Origin of the sequence: Kineococcus rhizosphaerae, from assembly GCF_003002055.1 — a bacterium.
Lineage (GTDB): Bacteria > Actinomycetota > Actinomycetes > Actinomycetales > Kineococcaceae > Kineococcus > Kineococcus rhizosphaerae.
In genome coordinates, this window is the sequence record NZ_PVZF01000004.1 from 349,727 (window position 1) to 366,701 (window position 16,975).

The 16,975-nt window shown below is 74.9% G+C and carries 18 protein-coding genes and 1 tRNA gene; 9 read left to right on the plus strand and 10 right to left on the minus strand.

Annotated elements, in window-relative coordinates; translation table 11 throughout:
• Positions 1-26 precede the first annotated feature (26 nt).
• The gene (locus CLV37_RS10830) at positions 27-575 is read left to right on the plus strand and encodes a TetR/AcrR family transcriptional regulator (protein WP_106210059.1); all 549 of its coding nucleotides are present in this window, start codon (positions 27-29) and stop codon (positions 573-575) included.
• Between the two features lie 105 nt (positions 576-680).
• On the opposite strand, the gene CLV37_RS10835 is transcribed toward CLV37_RS10830, so the two are convergent.
• The 6 genes from CLV37_RS10835 to CLV37_RS10860 form a co-directional block, all read right to left on the minus strand.
• Positions 681-2,492, minus strand: a complete 1,812-nt coding sequence (locus CLV37_RS10835; protein ID WP_106210061.1) for a prolyl oligopeptidase family serine peptidase — start codon at positions 2,490-2,492, stop codon at positions 681-683.
• Positions 2,493-2,505: 13 nt separating this feature from the next.
• Positions 2,506-3,516 (minus strand): hemolysin family protein, encoded by a 1,011-nt coding sequence (locus tag CLV37_RS10840; protein WP_106210063.1) that lies wholly within the window; start codon positions 3,514-3,516, stop codon positions 2,506-2,508.
• On the minus strand, positions 3,509-4,855 hold the full coding sequence (locus tag CLV37_RS10845; RefSeq protein WP_106210065.1) for a hemolysin family protein: 1,347 nt from the start codon (positions 4,853-4,855) through the stop codon (positions 3,509-3,511). The genes CLV37_RS10840 and CLV37_RS10845 overlap by 8 nt, the downstream gene beginning before the upstream one ends.
• 121 nt (positions 4,856-4,976) lie before the next feature.
• Positions 4,977-5,735: a YqjF family protein gene (locus CLV37_RS10850; protein WP_245885349.1), complete on the minus strand. Its 759-nt coding sequence runs from the start codon at positions 5,733-5,735 to the stop codon at positions 4,977-4,979.
• A 99-nt stretch (positions 5,736-5,834) separates the two neighbouring features.
• Positions 5,835-5,908, minus strand: a tRNA-Pro gene (locus CLV37_RS10855).
• Positions 5,909-5,993: 85 nt separating this feature from the next.
• Positions 5,994-6,923 (minus strand): metallophosphoesterase, encoded by a 930-nt coding sequence (locus tag CLV37_RS10860; protein ID WP_106210067.1) that lies wholly within the window; start codon positions 6,921-6,923, stop codon positions 5,994-5,996.
• Positions 6,924-6,978: 55 nt separating this feature from the next.
• Here CLV37_RS10860 and CLV37_RS10865 point away from each other — a divergent pair, with 55 nt between their 5' ends.
• Positions 6,979-7,446, plus strand: a complete 468-nt coding sequence (locus CLV37_RS10865) for a GatB/YqeY domain-containing protein (protein ID WP_106210069.1) — start codon at positions 6,979-6,981, stop codon at positions 7,444-7,446.
• 11 nt (positions 7,447-7,457) lie between these two features.
• Here CLV37_RS10865 and CLV37_RS10870 read toward each other — a convergent pair whose 3' ends face one another.
• Positions 7,458-8,141 (minus strand): GOLPH3/VPS74 family protein, encoded by a 684-nt coding sequence (locus CLV37_RS10870; protein ID WP_106210071.1) that lies wholly within the window; start codon positions 8,139-8,141, stop codon positions 7,458-7,460.
• Between the two features lie 75 nt (positions 8,142-8,216).
• On the minus strand, positions 8,217-10,685 hold the full coding sequence (locus CLV37_RS10875; protein ID WP_106210073.1) for a penicillin-binding protein: 2,469 nt from the start codon (positions 10,683-10,685) through the stop codon (positions 8,217-8,219).
• Between the two features lie 305 nt (positions 10,686-10,990).
• Between CLV37_RS10875 and CLV37_RS10880 the strand changes: the two genes are divergently transcribed.
• From CLV37_RS10880 to CLV37_RS10890, 4 genes are all read left to right on the plus strand, one after another.
• Positions 10,991-11,356: a WhiB family transcriptional regulator gene (locus tag CLV37_RS10880; RefSeq protein WP_106210075.1), complete on the plus strand. Its 366-nt coding sequence runs from the start codon at positions 10,991-10,993 to the stop codon at positions 11,354-11,356.
• A 101-nt stretch (positions 11,357-11,457) separates the two neighbouring features.
• Entirely contained in the window at positions 11,458-11,613 is a 156-nt protein-coding gene (gene sp36, locus CLV37_RS27025) for a Sp36 family protein (RefSeq protein WP_146149365.1), read from the plus strand.
• Positions 11,610-12,086: a RidA family protein gene (locus tag CLV37_RS10885; protein WP_106210077.1), complete on the plus strand. Its 477-nt coding sequence runs from the start codon at positions 11,610-11,612 to the stop codon at positions 12,084-12,086. The genes sp36 and CLV37_RS10885 overlap by 4 nt, the downstream gene beginning before the upstream one ends.
• A complete protein-coding gene (locus tag CLV37_RS10890; protein WP_211298550.1) occupies positions 12,073-12,807 on the plus strand; it encodes an MBL fold metallo-hydrolase in 735 nt (244 codons plus the stop codon). Before CLV37_RS10885 ends, CLV37_RS10890 begins: the two co-directional genes overlap by 14 nt.
• Here the strand turns inward: CLV37_RS10890 and CLV37_RS10895 are convergent.
• Both CLV37_RS10895 and CLV37_RS10900 read right to left on the minus strand, forming a co-directional pair.
• Positions 12,804-13,499, minus strand: coding sequence for a Crp/Fnr family transcriptional regulator (locus tag CLV37_RS10895; protein WP_106210202.1), 696 nt, complete (start codon positions 13,497-13,499; stop codon positions 12,804-12,806). The two genes, CLV37_RS10890 and CLV37_RS10895, sit on opposite strands and share 4 nt — an antisense overlap.
• Before the next feature lie 154 nt (positions 13,500-13,653).
• Positions 13,654-14,232, minus strand: coding sequence for a hypothetical protein (locus CLV37_RS10900; protein WP_106210079.1), 579 nt, complete (start codon positions 14,230-14,232; stop codon positions 13,654-13,656).
• A gap of 113 nt (positions 14,233-14,345) precedes the next feature.
• Here CLV37_RS10900 and nth point away from each other — a divergent pair, with 113 nt between their 5' ends.
• From nth to CLV37_RS10915, 3 genes are read left to right on the plus strand one after another with little or no spacing between them, the layout of a single operon-like run.
• A complete protein-coding gene (nth, locus tag CLV37_RS10905) occupies positions 14,346-15,056 on the plus strand; it encodes an endonuclease III (RefSeq protein WP_106210081.1) in 711 nt (236 codons plus the stop codon).
• Positions 15,053-15,730: an NUDIX hydrolase gene (locus CLV37_RS10910; RefSeq protein WP_106210083.1), complete on the plus strand. Its 678-nt coding sequence runs from the start codon at positions 15,053-15,055 to the stop codon at positions 15,728-15,730. Before nth ends, CLV37_RS10910 begins: the two co-directional genes overlap by 4 nt.
• On the plus strand, positions 15,727-16,926 hold the full coding sequence (locus CLV37_RS10915; RefSeq protein WP_170127180.1) for a MarP family serine protease: 1,200 nt from the start codon (positions 15,727-15,729) through the stop codon (positions 16,924-16,926). Before CLV37_RS10910 ends, CLV37_RS10915 begins: the two co-directional genes overlap by 4 nt.
• Positions 16,927-16,975: the final 49 nt, after the last annotated feature.

Genomic DNA, 16,975 nt, shown 5'->3' on the forward strand with positions numbered 1-16,975 from the left:
CGGTTACGCAAGGGGGGTCCCGCCCGATGGCTGAACGCAAGGTGCGCGCCGACGCGCAGCGCAACCTCGACGCCCTGCTCGTCGCCGCCCGCGACGTCTTCGCCGTCTCCGGGGTCGACGCCCCCGTGCGCGAGATCGCGGCGAAGGCCGGCGTCGGCGTCGGCACCGTCTACCGCCACTTCCCCCAGCGCTCCGACCTCGTCACGGCCGTGTTCCGCCACGAGGTCGACGCGTGCGCCGAGCAAGCGCCCCTGCTGGCCGCGCAGCACCCACCGTTCGAGGCGCTGCGGCTCTGGCTCCTGCGCTTCACCGGCTTCGTCGCCGCCAAGCGCGGGCTCGCCGCGGCCCTGCACTCCGGCGACCCCGCCTTCGAACCCCTCCCCGCGTACTTCTCCTCGAGGTTCGAACCCGCCCTCGAGGCGCTGCTGGAGGCCGCCGAAGCGGCCGGGGAGATCCGCCGCCCGCTGACGGCGGACGAACTGCTCGCCACGCTGTCCCGGCTGTCCACGCCGGATCAGGACTACACCGAGCGCGTCGTGGACCTGCTGCTCGACGGGCTGCGCCACCGCCCCTGACCCCGGCGGTCGAGGAATCGTCCACCGCGATCGAGGACGCGGCTTCCCAGCGATTCTCCGGCATTCCTTGATCGCGGTGGGCGATTCCTTGATCGCGGGGAGGGGTCAGGGGAGGTGCCGGCGCACGAAGTCGAGTTCCACCCGCATCTGCCGCACGCGTTCGTCGTCGAGCAGCGAGCCGTGCCCGGCGTCGTAGCGGTACACCTCGTGCACCGCCCCCCGCGCCGCGAGCCGCTCCAGGTAGTTGTCGATCTGCCGGATCGGGCAGCGCGGGTCGTTGCGGCCGGCCAGGACCAGCACGGGCGCGGTGACGGCGTCGACGTAGGTGATCGGGGAGGAGTCGGCGTACTTGTCCGGCACCTGCTCCGGGGACCCGCCGAACAGGGACCGGTCGAACGCCTTCAGCCCCTCCATCTCGTCCTCGTAGGCCGCGACGTAGTCGGCGACGGGCACCCCCGCCAGGCCCACGGCCCAGCGCTGCGGCTGCGTGCCCACGCCCAGCAGCGTGAGGAACCCGCCCCAGGACGCCCCCGCGAGCACCAGCCGCGACGGGTCCGCGACCCCCTGCGCGACGAGGTGGTCGGCGACCGCGGCGACGTCCTCCAGCTCGACGTGCCCCACCCGGGCCTCCAGGGCGTCCCGCCACGCCGACCCGTACCCCGTCGACCCGCGGTAGTTCACCTGCACGACGGCGAACCCCTCGTCCACCCACGCCGCGCAGTACGGGCGGAACGCGTCGGTGTCGTGGGCGGTCGGGCCGCCGTGGACCTCCACGACCGTCGGCCACGGACCCGTGGACCCGGCGGGCGTGCGCAGCAGCGCGTGGACGCGGCCGCCGGGACCGTCGACCCACACGTCCTGCACGTCGACCGACGGCGGGGCCGCCTCGCCCGGCGCGCGCAGCAGGACGGTCCCGTCGAGGCGGCGCACCGTCGAGGGCTGGGCCGAGGACGACCACGTCGTCCACACGTCCCCGTCGGGCCGGGCCGTGGCCCCGGAGACCGTCCCCGTCGTCGGCCCGACCTGCTGCACCACACCGGTTCCCAGGTCCACGCGGTAGGCCAGGGTCCGGGCCTCGTGGTCGACCAGGACGACCAGGCCCGTCGCGTCCCGGGTCCACTCCGCGCCCGCGACCTCCCCCGGCACCCCGAGGACGATCTGGACCTCGCGGCCGGTCAGCAGGTCCAGCACGAGCAGCTCGGGACGGCCGGCGCGCTCGTGCTCCACGAGCAGCCGGGCGTCACCGCGCACGGGGGAGAAACCCGCCGGCGACACCCCCTTGCCGGGGCCGTCGGACAGTTCCGCGACCGTGGACCCGTCGGCCAGCGCCAGCACCCGCAGGTCCGGGTGGCGGGAGTCGCCGTGCTCGGAGTGCGCGATCGCGACCCACTGCTCGTCCGGGGACAGGTCCCCCGCCCAGGCGTCCTCGCGGTGCTCGTACAACCGGCGCGAGACCCCGTCGGGGACCCCGGCGGAGACGACGTCGATGCGGGTGCCGTAGTCGTCGTCCTGCGACCCGACGACCACGACGCCGCTGCGGCCCAGCGCCAGCCCCGCCGGGTAGGCGGCCGGCAGCCCGAGCGGGTCCTCGACGCCGACCCCGGGGGCCGAGCCGAACGGCTGGCGCCGCCAGACGCCGTGCTCGTCGCCCGCGGTGTCGTCGAACCACCACACGAACCGCCCCGCGGGGTCGATCGTCGCGCTCGAGGTCCCCTCGGGCCGGTCGGTCAGCCGGTGCAGCTCCCCCGTCGAGGCGTCCCAGGAGTGCACCTCCAGGACGCCCGCGACGGTGGCCTCCACGACGCACCGGTCGGGGGCGTCCTCGGCCCACTCGGGCAGGCCGATCCGGCCGGCGCGGAACCGCCTCTCCCAGACGGGGACCTCGGCGGGGGTTTCAGCGTCGCTCACCCCACCGATCGTGCCACCCGCCTCAGACGGCCGTCGGGGTGGGGAACAACCGCCGCAGCACGTCGGACAGCGTCACGACCCCCTCCACCCGCGGACCGTCGGTCACGAGGGCCAGGTGGTTGCTCGTCTCCCGCATCCGCGTCAGCGCCACGTGCAGCGTCGTGCCCGCCTCGAGCGTGAACACCGGCCGCACGAACGGTCCGGCGGGGGCCTCGACGGGTTCGGTCAGCGTGTCGCGCACGTGCACGACACCGGTGATCCGCCCCGGGTCACCGACGAGGATCCGCAGGTGGCCGGTGCGGCGGGCCAGGTCCTGCACGTCCGCCACGGACGCGCCGGCCGGCACCGACGCCGGGACGTTGCCTGGGCGCAGGAGGTCGCGGACCGTCATGCGCTGCAGGTCCAGGGCCCCCGACAGCTGCGCCGAGAACCCCGCGTCGAGCGCGCCGACGTTCGTGGAGTGCTCCACCAGGTGCCGCAGCGACTCGGGGCTGTGCCCGACGACGACCTCCTCGGTCGGTTCGGCCCCCACCGCGCGGACCAGGGAGTTCGCCGCGGAGTTCAGCAGCCGCAGCACGGGCCGGAACACCCACGTGAAGGCCCGCATGGGCACCGAGAGCAGCAGCGCGGAACGTTCCGGGTGCGCGATGGCCCAGGACTTCGGCGCCATCTCCCCCACCACGAGGTGGACGAACGTGACGACGAACAGGGCCAGCACGAAACCGGCGACGTCGGCCGCGGCCGCCGGCACGCCCAGCGCCTCCAGACCGGGGGTCAGCCAGTGGTGGACGGCCGGTTTCGAGATGGCGCCCAGCGCGAGGACGCACGCCGTGATCCCCAGCTGCGAGCCCGCGAGCAGGACGGTCAGCTCGTGCGAGCTGCGCAGGGCGGCGCGCCCGGCGTAGGTGCCCGCCGCCTCCTCCAGCCGGTGCCGCTTGGCGCCCAGCAGGGCGAACTCGACGGCCACGAAGAACGCGCTCAGCGTGACGATCAGGGCGGTCACGGGGACCACCACGAACGGGTCGTCACTCATCGCCCACCTCCGGTGCGCTCAGTTCCAGCCGCACCCGGGCGGGCACGTGCCGGTCGACGGCCAGCACCCGCACGGTCAGGGTGCGGGCGGGTTCGTCGAACTCCGCCGGCAGGTCCAGGTGCAGTTCGGTGCCCGGGCCGGGCAGCCCGCCGTGGGCGGCGATGACCAGCCCGGCGACCGTCTCGTAGTCGCCGTGCGGCAGGTCCACCCCGAGGGCGCGCTCGACCTCGTCGACGTGCACCTCGCCCGACATCTCCCACACGTCGTCGCCCTCCACGGGGATGTACGTGGGGTTCTCGTCGTCGTGCTCGTCGGTGATCTCCCCGACGAGTTCCTCGGCGAGGTCCTCCACGGTGACGACGCCCGTGAAACCGCCGTGCTCGTCGACGACGCAGGCCAGCTGGTTCTTCGTCTCGGCCAGCTGCCGCAACAGGTCCGGCAGCGGCGTGTACGTCGACACGACCAGCGGCGGGCGCATCGTGCGGGTGACGTGCGCGGTGTCCGGTTCGGCGGTGGCCAGCAGGTCTGCGAGGTGCACCACGCCCAGGACGTCGCCCGAGCCCGTCGCGACCACCGGGTACCGGGAGTGGCCGACGGCCATGAGCGCGCGCACCAGACCGAGGTCGGCCGACTCCTCGACGGTGTCGACGCGCGAGCGCGGCACCATGGCGTGCTCGACGTCGCGCTGGGGGAAGTCGAGGATGCGGTCCAGCAGCACGGCCAGGTCCGGCGGCAGGTCCCCGCTCTCGCGGGACTCCTCGACGATCGCCTCGAGGTCCTTGGCCGTCGCGGCGTGCTCGACGTCGTGGACGGGTTCGATCCGCAGCGCGCGCAGCAGCGCGTTCGAGGCCTGGTCGAAGAACCAGATCAGCCAGCCGAACAGCCGCAGGTAGACCAGCGTCGAACGGCTCAGCCGGATCGCCAGCGGTTCGGGGGTCGCGATGGCCAGGTTCTTCGGGAACAGCTCGCCGAAGAGCATCTGGACGAACGTCGAGAGCACCAGCGCCACGACGGCGCCGATCCCGACGCTGACCGCGGTGGGGATCCCGACCCCGCCGAGCAGCGAGCCGAGGGACTCCCCGATGAGGGGTTCGGCGACGTACCCGACGAGCAGGCCGGTGACCGTGATGCCCAGCTGGGCGCCGGACAGCATGAACGAGGTCCGCCGGGTGACCGCGAGGGCGCGCTCGGCCCCGGTGTCACCGGCCGAGGCCCGGGCCCCCAGGCCCGAGCGGTCGACCGACATGTAGGCGAACTCCTGGGCCACGAAGTAGCCCGTGGCGACGGTGATGACGAACACCACGACGACGCCGAGGAGCAGGGCGAGCACGTCCGTCACGGGACCACCTCACCGTGGTCGGACGTGCGCGGGGCGGTACTTGAAGGGCGATCGTCGTCGCGCATCGGCGGCGGCGGTCCTCTCCGGGGTCGGGGACGGTTTCGGGGACGCTACGCGGTGGTCAACGGCCGGCCGGGGACTGCAGTTCCCCGCCGATCCGGCGGGGGACGGCGAACCGCGTCGTCACCCGCCGCGCGAACGCCACGTGGTCCGGCGGCCCCTGCACGTCGAACCCCGCCGCCGCGACGAGCCCGTCGTCGAGGTCGAGGACCTCGGCCCGGCGCAGCGGCCAGGGTTCGTGCTCGTTGGGGACCCAGCGCGTGCGGCCCAGGTGCGCGACGTGCAGCCCGAACCGGGCGGTGAGGAAGACCCCGAGGTCGTCCTCGAACGGTTCGCCCTCGCGGACGGCGACCCGGCTGCGGACCCCCGCCCGCGTCCGGCACGTCCACCCGAGCTCGCGCGCGCCGCCGCGGGTGCGCACGGCGCGGGTCATCGCCGACCAGCGGTACGGCAGCCCGAACAGCGCCTGGGCGCCGAGGACGGCGAGCAGCCGGGACGTGTCGAGGCTGGCGAAGACCACGCCGTGCCGGCCCTCGTCGTCGACGGAGTACATCCGCACGTTGGTCTCGAGGAAGGTCCCGACGTACGGGACGGCGGGCCCGCGGCGGCCGGGTCCGGCCCCGCGCAGCGTGAAGGGGATGAGGCCCACGTACGCCCGGCCCTCGAACAGGTCGGGGCGGGTCCCCGGCGGCAGGTGGGCAGCGACCTGGGCGGGGTCGGCCTCCCAGTGCAGGAACGCGAGGTCGTCCCAGTGCTGGTGCATCATCACCGGGCCGGTGAGGTCGGGAGCGGACCGCGGGTCCGCCGGTGGGGGGAGCACGCCCCGATCCTGGCGGTGCGCGGCGGGGGCCGCGCGCCGGGCGGGGGCGACCGGGAACGACGAAGGGCCCGGTCCAGTGGACCGGGCCCTTCGTGCGAGTCGGGGTGACAGGATTTGAACCTGCGGCCTCCTCGTCCCGAACGAGGCGCGCTACCAAGCTGCGCCACACCCCGATACTGCTCAGCCGCGCGAACGGCCTCGCCAAGAGTAGCCCACGCCGGGCCGTGCTCCGAACCACGTTCTCACCGGGGACCCCGTTCAGCGCACCGGTACGAGTTCCAGCAGCGTCGCCTCCGGCCGGCAGGCGAACCGCAGCGGCGCGTACGGCGAGGTCCCCAGCCCCGCCGAGACGTGCAACCAGGCGTCCCGACTCCCCCGGTGGCCGGCGGCCGACCACCGCGAGAGCCCGGACGCCTGGGCGCGCGGCAGGTCGCAGTTGGTCACGAGCGCGCCGACGCCCGGCACGCACAGCTGACCGCCGTGGGTGTGCCCGGCCAGGAGCAGCCCCGCGCCGTCGGCCGTCATGGCGTCCAGCGTCCGGCGGTAGGGGGCGTGGGTGACGCCCACGGTGAGGTCGGCGTCGGGCGCGGCCGGCCCGGCGACGTCGGGGTAGCGGTCGTAGCGCAGGTGGGGGTCGTCGACGCCCACCAGCTCCAGGTCGAGGCCACCCACCCGCAGCCGGGTCCGGACGTTGTCGAGGTCGACCCAGCCGGCGTCGGTGAACCCGCGGACGAGGTCCTCGGTGGGCAGCCGGACGGCCTTCTCCCCGGCCTTGACCTGCGACGGCCCCTGCAGGTACTTCGACCAGTTGCGCGGCTTCGGCGCCCAGTAGTCGTTGGAGCCCAGGACGAAGACCCCGGGGCGCTCCAGCAGCCCCGCGTAGGTCTCCAGGACGGCGGGCACGGCGTCCTGCGCGGCGAGGTTGTCCCCCGTGGTGACGACCAGGTCCGGTTCGAGGTCGGCCAGCGCCGAGACCCACGCGCGCTTGCGGTGCTGGCGGGGGACGAGGTGCAGGTCGGACAGGTGCAGGACCCGCAGGACCGGGGAGCCGACCGGCAGCACCGGGACGACCGCGTGCCGCAGGGTGAAGGCCCGCACCTCGTACCCGGCGGCGTAGCCGACACCGGCGGCCCCGGCCAGGGCGGTGAGGCCGACGGTGGCGGCGGTGGCCTTCAGGACGCTGGGCATCCGGCCATCCTCGCGCACCCCGGGACCCGCTCGACGGGGGTGGGAGGATCGCCGCATGAGCGACACCCTCAAGGACACCCTGCAGACCGACCTGACGACCGCGATGAAGGCCCGCGACGAGCTGCGGTCGGCGACCCTGCGCATGGTCCTGACGGCGGTCCGCTCCGAGGAGGTCGCCGGCAAGGCCGCGCGCGTGCTGTCCGACGAGGAGGTCGTCACCGTCCTGCAGCGGGAGGCGAAGAAGCGCCGCGAGGCCGCCGAGGCCTACGACGGCGCCGGCCGCACCGAGCAGGCCGCCCGCGAGCGCGACGAGCTGGGCGTCGTCGAGACGTACCTGCCGACGCCGCTGACCGACGACGAGCTCGCCGAGCTGGTCGACGAAGCCGTCCTCGTCGCCACGGGCGAGGGGCTGACGGGCATGGGCGCCATGGGCGCGGTCATGTCGCAGCTGAAGGAGAAGGTCGCCGGCCGCGCCGACGGCAAGCGGCTGTCGGGGGCGGTGCGGGCGCGCCTGCAGGCCTGAGCCCGCCCCGCTCAGCCGGCGGCGGTGGTGGCCGCGACGGTGCCGGCCGTGACGGCGGCCGTGACGGCGGCCTGGGCCGACCGCACGGCGGCGGCCACCGCCGGGCCGGCCCACTCCCCCTCGGTCAGCAGGGCGCTCAGCTTCGCGACCCGGGCCGCGAGCTGCTTGCGCGGCAGCGCGAGCCCGGGCACGACCTTCGGGACCGCCCCCACCGAGTGCACGAGCGTGACGAGCGCGAGCACCCGCGGCGGGACCTCACGGGTCCCCGACACCGCGTCCGAGAGGGCCGCGACGAGGGGGTCGCGCACCGGCGCCGCGGGGTGGTCCCGGGCGAGGCGCAGGACGCCGCCGGGGGTGTGCCGGAGCGCCCCCCGCCCGGCCAGCCGGTCGCGCACCTGCCGGCCCACCCGCTGGTCCACGACGCGGGTGACGGCCGACGCCGCCGCCCAGCGCCGGGTCCCGAGGCGCTGCAGGGCGTGGTCGAGGACGTCGTCCCCGGTCGGCGAGGCGTCCGTCACCTCGACCTTGTCCTGACCCCAGCGCGTGGGTTCGGCCACGAGCCGACCCCGCAGCGCCAGGTCGAGCAGGACGCTGCCGCCCACGACCGCCCGCAGGCGGGTGGCGTCCGTCAGGGGCCGCCCGGACTCCGGGTCCAGGAGCAGCACCACGACGTCGTCGACCAGGGCGGTGTCCACGGCAGGCTCCTCGGGTCGGCACCGGGTGTGGGCAACGACCCTACCGAGACCCTCCCGGCCCCGCCCGGTCCCCGCTCAGGTCCCCGACGCTCCGGGGGTCTGCTGCGTCGGCTGCTGCGGCTGGTCCTGCTGCGGCGGCTGCTGGGGGTCCGGAGCCTGGCTCGGCTGCGTCGGGTCCGGCGTCGGCGTCTTGACCGGCGGCGGCCCCGAGCTCGTCGAGATCGTGATGGTGGCGCCGGCGGCGGCCGAGCGGGCGCTCTGGCTGGCGACCAGCCCCTTGGGCACGGACGAGGACTGCACCGAGCCACCGACCTTGACGGAGAACCCGGCCGCCTGCAGCGTCGCCTTGGCCGAGGAGACGCTGCGCCCGACGACGCTCGGCACCCTGATCCGGCCGTCGGCCGTCGTCGTCTTCAGACCGGTGTTGGTGCCGTCGGTGAAGGTGGCCTTCGGCAGGTTCAGCGCGTCCGAGGCCGGTCCGATGGTGTTCGCCCAGATCGGGCCGGGGATCGTCGCGCCGAACACCCGGCCGACGCGGCGGCCGTTGATCTTCTCCCCGTTCAGGGTGCGGTAGCCGGTGTGGTGACCGACCCACACCGCCGAGGCGAGCTGCGGGGTGTAGGCCGCGAACCACACGTTCTGGCTGCCGTTCGTCGTCCCCGTCTTGCTGGCGACCTGCCGGCCCTTCAGCTGGGCCTTGCCGACGCCGGCCGCGGTCCCGCTCGTCCACCCGCCGCGCAGCGCCTCGGTGACGTTGCGCGCGACGTTGACGTCGAGGACCTGCTTGCAGTCGGCCGACGGGATCTGCAGCGGCTTGCCGTCGGTGTCGACCACCGACGTGATGGCGGTCGGCTTGCAGAAGTTGCCCTCGGCGGCGAAGGCCGCGTAGGCCCCCGCCACGGACAGCGGGGTCACCAGGTTCGTCCCCAGGGTCATCGACGGCAGCCGGTCGAGGTCGTACGTCTTGGGGTTGGAGGCGATGGTGTCCAGCGGGGTCGGGGACCCCTTGTAGACGCCCAGCGACTGCGCGGTGGCCGCGATGTCGCACAGGTCCAGCTGCTTCTCCATCGACATGTAGGCGGTGTTGACGGAGTTGCGCGTCGCGTCGCGCACCGACATGGCGCCACCGGCGCTGCCGACCTCGGCGTTGAAGTAGGGGTAGCGCCCGCCCTGCAGCTTCTTGCCGCACGCCGTGAACGCGCTGAACGGGTCGTTGCCGCTGCTGGGCGCGGCGACGGTGGAGTCCAGCGACTTCCCGGCCTTCAGCCAGGTGGCCAGCGTGAAGGCCTTGAACGTCGACCCCTGCTGGAACCCGATCGTCCCGCCCATCGCCTGGTTGACGTTGTAGTTCAGCGTCGTGACGCCGGGCTGGTCCTCGTCCGGGGAGTACGTCGTGTCCTGCGCCATGGCCAGGATGTTCCCCGTGCCCGGCTGCACGACGGACTCCGCCGCGCGCGCCGCCTGCCCGGGGTTGACGCCCTTGTTCACGGCGTCCTGGGCGATGTTCTGGACGGTCGGGTCCAGCGTCGTCCTGATCGTCAGGCCACCGCGGCGCAGCAGGTTGCGCCGGTCCTCGGCCGTGGCCCCGAACGCGGGGTCGGACTCGATGACGTGCACGACGTAGTCGCAGAAGTACGCCGCCGTGCCCGCGGTCAGGCAGCCCTGCCGGCTCGGGTTCTGCTGCAGCTGCAGCGGTGTGGCGACGGCCTCGTCGTGCGTCTTCTGGTCGATCTTGCCCAGTTCCAGCATGCGGCCCAGGACGACGTTGCGCCGCTTGACCGCCGCGTCGGGGTACTTCAGCGGGTTGTACGCCGCGGGGTTCTGCACCATCCCGGCCAGCAGCGCCGCCTCGGGCAGCGTCAGGTTCGCGGCGGGCTTGGAGAAGTAGAACTGCGCTGCGGCCTCGATGCCGTAGACGTTGTTCTGGTAGTAGGAGACGTTCAGGTACCCGGCGAGGATGTCGTTCTTCGACATCTCCTTCTCGACGCCGATGGCGAGCTTCATCTCGCGCAGCTTGCGCGCGTACCCCTCGACTCCGCTGGCCTCGACGGCGCTCGCGGCGGCCTGGGAGTCGCCCTCCTGGACGGCCTGCTGGACGAGGACGTTCTTCACGAACTGCTGCGTGATCGTCGACGCGCCCTGGGTGCTGCCGCCCCCCGCGTTGGACACCAGGGCCCGGACGATGCCCTTCACGTCGACCGCGCCGTGCTGGTAGAAGCGGTCGTCCTCGATCGAGACGATGGCGTCGCGCATGACGGGGGCGATCTGGTCGTAGGCGATGACCGTCCGGTTCTCGTCGTAGACCTTCGCCATGGGGGTCCCGTCGGCCCACTCGATGGTCGAGGCCTCCGACAGCGTCTTGTCGCCCAGGTCGGCCGGCAGCTCGTTGAAGACGTTGACCCCGTCGCTCGTCAGGCTGCCGGTGGCCGCGACGGCCGGGACGACGAGCCCCGCGCTGAGCACGCCACCGGCGGCGCTGACCGCGGCGAACGCCGCGAGCAGTCGGAAGACCGGGCGCCGGGCGTGCGGGGAGCGAGGTGCCATGCGGCCAGGGTAAGCCGCGCGGCGCCGAGCTCGGGCAGCTCCACACGCCCTCCGCGGTCTGCACGCAGGATCGTGACCGGGCCGAAACGCACCGTGGTGCCCCTGGCGGACGGGTCGGCGCTAGCCCGAAGTGACTACCCAGGTTCGTCACAAGGTGCTCTGGGGCAGGCCCTGCGCCGACCATACGCTGCCGAAGTGCCCGCTCGTGGGCACTCGGAGCAATTCACAGGGACTGCTCGAACCGGGGGGAACCGGTGCCCGCCAGGGCACCCGGCCGGGGAGGGCTCTGACGGGAGGGGCCGTCGATGGCGTGGACGTTGGAGTGGGCGAGCCGGGGGGCCTGCAAGGCCAGCACGGCGGACGACCTGTTCGTGCAGGGGTCGGCGCAGAACCGGGCCAAGCAGATCTGCGGGGGGTGCCCCGTGCGCACGGAGTGCCTGGCCGACGCGCTGGACAGCCGGATCGAGTTCGGCGTCTGGGGCGGGATGACCGAGCGGGAGCGCCGCGCGCTGCTCAAGCGCCGCCCGAACGTGCAGTCCTGGCGCCGGCTGCTGGAGACCGCGCGCGACGCGGCCCTCGGCGCGGCGGCCGGTGAGGTCACGGGGTCGGGGACGACGGTCCCGCTGGAGGTCGACGCGGACGTCCACGCGGACGTGCACGCCGCCGTCTGAGCACGCGCAGCAGCGGGAGCGGGCGTCCGCGACCGGACCGGTCGCGGACCTGAGCCCGCTCCCGCTGCGGAGCGGTGAGCACCACGGTCGATACTTCCCCCATGACCACCTGGGAGTACGCCACCGTCCCCCTGATCGTCCACGCGACGAAGCAGATCCTGGACCAGTGGGGCAGCGACGGCTGGGAGCTGGTGCAAGTCGTCACCGGTCCCGACGGCAACGGCCTCGTCGCCTACCTGAAGCGGCCCAAGCAGTGACCGCGGCCTCGCAGCGCCTGGCCGAGCTGGGCCTGACGCTGCCCGACGTCGTCCCGCCCGTGGCGAGCTACGTGCCCGCCACCCGGGACGGGGACCTCGTCCTGACCTCGGGCCAGCTGCCGTTCGTCGACGGCGAGCTCGCGGTGACGGGCAAGGTCGGCGCGGGCGGGGGCGACCTGGTCGACCCCGACACCGCCCAGCAGCTCGCCGCGACGTGCGCGCTGAACGCGGTCGCCGCGGCCGCGAGCGTGGCCGGGGGCGTCGACGCCATCGAGCGCGTCGTCAAGGTCGTCGGCTTCGTGGCGAGCGACCCGTCGTTCACGGGCCAGCCGGCGGTGGTCAACGGGGCCTCGAACCTGCTGCAGGAGATCTTCGGCGAGGCCGGGGTCCACGCCCGCAGCGCCGTGGGGGTGGCGGTCCTGCCGCTGGACTCCCCCGTCGAGGTCGAGATCACGGTGCGTGTCCGCTCCTGAGCCCTGGACGGGTGGCCCGGTCACGGACCGGGCCACCTGCGTCCTGCAGGGCAACGCCGGGCCCATGACGCTCGACGGGACGAACACGTGGCTGCTGGCCGCGCCCGGCGCCCCCGACGTCGTCGTCGTCGACCCGGGCGAGGACGACGCCGTGCACCGGGCAGCGATCGCACGGGTGCTGGCCGGCCGGCCCGTCGCCCTCGTCGTCGGGACGCACCACCACCACGACCACGTCGGCGGGCTCGCGGCGTTCGTCGCCGAGCACCCCGCGCCCGTCGTGCGCACGGCCGGCCGGCACCGCGCCGCGGGTCTGGACCTGCGCGTCCTGGCGACCCCCGGCCACACGGCCGACTCGCTCAGCGTGCTGCTGGGCACCGGCGAGCTGCTGACGGGCGACACCGTCCTGGGCCGGGGCTCCACCGTCATCGCCGACGACGGCGACCTCGGCGACCACCTGGCCTCCTTGGACCTGCTCCTGGGGCTGGGCGCCGGGGTGCTGCTGCCCGGGCACGGCCCGGTGCGCACCGACGCGGACGCGGCGCTGCGGACCCAGCGCGAGCACCGGCTGGCGCGCCTGGAGCAGGTGCGGCGGGCCTGGGCGGCCGGCCACCGCGACGTCGACGACGTCGTCGAGGCCGTCCACGGGCCGCTCGAGGGGAAGCTGAGGTGGGCTGCGGCGCAGTCGATCCGCGCCCAGCTGCACCACCTCGGGTACGGCTAGCGGGCCCGCTTGGCCAGGCGCTCGACGTCGTGCAGGACGACGGCGCGGGCTTCCAGGCGCAGCCAGCCGCGGGAGGCGAAGTCGGCCAGCGCCTTGTTGACGGTCTCGCGGGAGGCGCCGACGAGCTGGGCGAGCTCCTCCTGGGTGAGGTCGTGGGCGACGAGCAGGCCGTCGGCGATGGGCCGCCCGAAGCGGCGCGAGAGGTCCAGCAGGGCCTTGGCGACGCGGCCGGGGACGTCGGTGAAGACGAGGTCGGCGAGGGCGACGTTGGTGCGGCGCAGGCGCTGGGCCAGGGCCCGCAGGAGGTGCTTGGCGACCTCGGGGCGGCGGGCGAGCCAGCGCATCATCTCGTCGTGGCCCAGGGCGATCAGCTCGGCCTCGGAGACCGCGCGGGCCGAGCTGGTGCGGGGTCCGGGGTCGAACAGGGACAGCTCGCCGAACATCTCCCCCGGGCCCAGGACGGCCAGGAGGTTCTCTCGGCCGTCGGGCCAGCTGCGGACGAGCTTGATCTTGCCGGTGCGCACGACGAAGACGCGTTCACCGGGTTCGCCCTCGCCGAACAGCTGCTGCCCGCGGTCGAGGTGGACGGCCTCCATCGACTCCAGGAGCTCGGCGGCGGCCTCGTCGTCGAGGGCCGCGAACAACGGCGCCCGGCGCACCACGTCCCCCGGGCGGTCCCCCGGGCGGTCCACCAGACGCTCGGTGACCCGCTCGAGGGGACGGTCGGTGTCCACCCCGTGCTCGACCCCGTGCTCCACCGACGACCTCCCGTGACCTGCGTCCAGCGCTGCGGTGACGCGCACCACACCGGCGCGCGCGGCAACAGTCTGCCGCACCAGGGGGTTCTCAGCCCGCGGCGGGCCCGAACAGGGTCCGGCACCGTTCGGCGAGGACGTCGGTGGCGACGGCCAGCTCGGCCAGCAGCGCGTCCTCGTACCCGCTGAGGCGGGACAGCGCCCCGGACAGCTCCTGCAGCTGGTCGGGCAGCCCCCCGCCGCGGATCGGGCGGTCCAGCAGGAGCAGCCCGCGCAGCCCGTGGGCCGGGTCGAGGCTGTGGACGGTGAGGGCGTCCACGTCCAGCAGCGTGCCCAGGGGCGCCCCGTGGCCGGCCGCCTCCAGGGGCACCTGCAGCTCCTCGGGACCGCAGGCCGTCGCCACGAGCAGGTCGCGGCGGGCCCGGACGAGGCGGTGCCAGTGCTGGACGCGCCGGACCTCCTCCTGCAGCACCGCCCGGCGCCGCCGCAGCGCGGGCAGCGGCAGCTCGGCCAGCTCCACCCGGACCACCTGCCGGCAGCTCAGGTCGTCGGCGGCCTCGAGGACCTGCGACAGCACGGGGACGAGGGCCGGTTCGAGCAGGGGCTCCAGGTGGTCCCCGTCGTGGGGCGGGTCGACCGGGGCGGCAGGGTCGGCGTCGCGGGGGTGCATGAGTGCGGTGTCGGCCCCCCTCGGAGGGTGCTTGACGGGGTGTCACCCGGGCGGGGCAAACCCCTCACCCGAGCAGCGCCGTGCGGGTCGGGACGGGGTCGTAGGCTCGCTGGGTGGAGACGCAGCTGGCCCGCACCCGCCGCGCCCGGCGCGTCCACCGGGTGCTCGCCGAGCGGTACCCCGACGCGCACTGCGAGCTCGACTTCACGACGCCGTTCGAGCTGCTCGTCGCGACGGTCCTGTCGGCGCAGTGCACCGACGCGCGCGTCAACCTCGTCACCCCGGCGCTGTTCGCGCGGTACCCGGACGCGACGCACCTGGCGGCCGCGGACCGCGCGGAGCTGGAAGGGCTGGTCCAGCCGACGGGCTTCTTCCGCGCCAAGGCCGACAACCTGCTGAAGCTGGCGGCCCGGCTCGTCGCCGAGCACGGCGGCGAGGTCCCCGCCCGCCAGCGCGACCTCGTGCAGCTGGCCGGGGTGGGGCGCAAGACGGCGAACGTCGTGCTCGGGGACGCGTTCGGGGTGCCGGGGCTGACGGTCGACACGCACGTGGGGCGGTTGTCGCGCCGGCTCGGCTTCACGATGCACGAGGACCCGGTGAAGGTGGAGGCCGACCTCGCGGAGCTCATCGCGCGCAAGGACTGGACGATGTTCAACCACCGGATGATCTTCCACGGCCGCCGCACGTGCCACAGCCGCCGGCCGGCGTGCGGGGCGTGCCCGGTCCTGCGGCTGTGCCCCTCGGGCGGGATCGGGGAGAACGACCCGGTGAAGGCGGCGGCGCTGGTCAAGGGGCCGGTGGCCCCGATGACGGTGGACGTGTGAGCCTTCCGGAGTGGCTGCGGCCGCTGGCCGCGCGGCTGCCGGACGTGACGGTGGCCGACCTGCGCTGGCGCGAGGACCGGGTGCCGCAGGCGCGGTCGCGCCCGGCCGCCGTCCTCGTGCTGCTGGCCGACGGTCCCGCCGGACCGGAGGTCCTGCTCACCGAGCGGGCCTCGACGCTGCGCCAGCACTCGGGGCAGGTCGCGTTCCCGGGGGGCCGTCAGGACCCCGGTGACGCCGACGCGGCCGCGACGGCGCTGCGCGAGGCGGCGGAGGAGACGGGGCTGCTCGCCTCCGGCGTGGAGGTCCTGGGCGAGCTGCCGCCGCTGGGGCTGGCCCACTCCGGGCACCGGGTGACCCCGGTCGTCGGGTTCTGGCGCGAGCCGTGCCCGGTGGGGGTCGTCGACCCCGACGAGGTGGCGCGCGTCGAACGCGTCCCGCTGGCCGAGCTGTTCGACGACGCGCGCCGCCTGCGCGGGCCCGGCGGGTACACGGGCCCGGCGTTCGCGGTGCGGGGGCTGCTCGTGTGGGGCTTCACGGCCGAGGTCCTCGTGCGGGTCCTGGACCTCGGCGGCCTGCTGCCCCCGGCCGGGACCGGGGCCGCAACCCTTTCGCTGGCCGAGGCGTTGACGTGGGCAGGACGGGCGGGAGCGGCACGAGAGGGCGGTGGTGCGTGAGCGCGTCGGACGTGCTGGACGTCGTGCTGCTCGTCCTGCTGCTCGCGCAGGTCGTCGCCGGCTACCGGGAGGGTCTGCTCGTCGGCGCGGCCGGGTTCGTGGGCCTGGTGGGTGGGGCGGCCGTGGGGGTCGTGGCCCTGCCCCGGGTGGTGGCCGGCTGGGACTCCGGGCTGCAGCGGACGCTGGCGGTGGTCGTGGGGACGGTCGTGCTGGCCGTGCTCGGCCGGGTGCTGCTGAGCCTGGTGGCGGCGCGGGTGCGCGCCGTCGTGCGCTGGGCGCCGGCGCGGTTCCTCGACGCGCTCCTGGGGGCCGTCGCGGGCGGGGTGGCGACGCTGCTCGTGGTGTGGGTCGTCGCGGGGGCGGCCCGGCAGGCGCCGTTGCCGCGCATCGCGCAGACCGTGACGGGCTCGCGGGTCGTCACGGCCGTCGACGACGTCGTGCCGGCCTCGACCGGGGACCTGCTGTCCCGCTTCTGGTCCGCGGCCCAGGCCAGCGGGTTCCCGCGGGTCTTCACGGGTCTGACGCCCGAGCCCATCGCGCCCGTGGCGCAGCCGCCCGCGAACGCCCCCGAGGCCCTGCAGCGGCCCCTGGCGAGCGTCGTGAAGGTCACGGGCGTGGCGGACAGCTGCCGCCGGGGCCTGGAGGGCAGCGGGTTCGTCGTGGCGGACTCCGGCGGGTCGGCCCGGGTGGTGACGAACGCGCACGTCGTGGCGGGCGTCGAGCGGCCGGAGGTGCAGCCGGGTGGGCAGGGGCGGCGGTACGCGGCGACCGTCGTCGCCTTCGACGCCGACCGCGACCTGGCCGTCCTGGACGTCCCGGGCCTGTCGGCGCCGGTCCTGCCGCGCGCGCCCGAGCTCGTCGCGGGGGACGCGGCCGTCGTCGTGGGCTTCCCCCTGGACGGTGACTACCAGGCCGTCCCGGCCCGGGTGCGCCAGCTCCTGCGCGCGCAGGGCCGCGACATCCACGACACCCGCGACGTCGTGCGCGAGGTCTACTCGGTGGCGGCGACGGTCCAGCCCGGCAACTCCGGGGGGCCGCTGCTGACCGAGGACGGGCGGGTCGCGGGCGTGGTGTTCGCCAAGTCCCTCGACGACCCGGACACGGGCTACGTCCTGGCCCCCGTCGAGCTCGACGCGGTCCTGGCGGAAGCGGGCTCGTCCACCGCGCCCGTGGGCACGGGCGCCTGCACGGCCTAGGGGTCGTTCCCGCGCAAGGCACACCTTCCGCCCCAGGACAGCGCTCTCC

Excerpts from the sequence above, each read along its gene's own strand:
- CLV37_RS10830 (WP_106210059.1), top strand. The coding sequence starts at position 27 with ATGGCTGAACGCAAGGTGCGCGCCGACGCGCAGCGCAACCTCGACGCC.
- CLV37_RS10840 (WP_106210063.1), bottom strand. The coding sequence starts at position 3,516 with ATGAGTGACGACCCGTTCGTGGTGGTCCCCGTGACCGCCCTGATCGTC.
- CLV37_RS10860 (WP_106210067.1), bottom strand. The coding sequence starts at position 6,923 with ATGCCCAGCGTCCTGAAGGCCACCGCCGCCACCGTCGGCCTCACCGCC.
- CLV37_RS10865 (WP_106210069.1), top strand. The coding sequence starts at position 6,979 with ATGAGCGACACCCTCAAGGACACCCTGCAGACCGACCTGACGACCGCG.
- CLV37_RS10875 (WP_106210073.1), bottom strand. The coding sequence starts at position 10,685 with ATGGCACCTCGCTCCCCGCACGCCCGGCGCCCGGTCTTCCGACTGCTC.
- CLV37_RS10880 (WP_106210075.1), top strand. The coding sequence starts at position 10,991 with ATGGCGTGGACGTTGGAGTGGGCGAGCCGGGGGGCCTGCAAGGCCAGC.
- sp36 (WP_146149365.1), top strand. The coding sequence starts at position 11,458 with ATGACCACCTGGGAGTACGCCACCGTCCCCCTGATCGTCCACGCGACG.
- CLV37_RS10900 (WP_106210079.1), bottom strand. The coding sequence starts at position 14,232 with ATGCACCCCCGCGACGCCGACCCTGCCGCCCCGGTCGACCCGCCCCAC.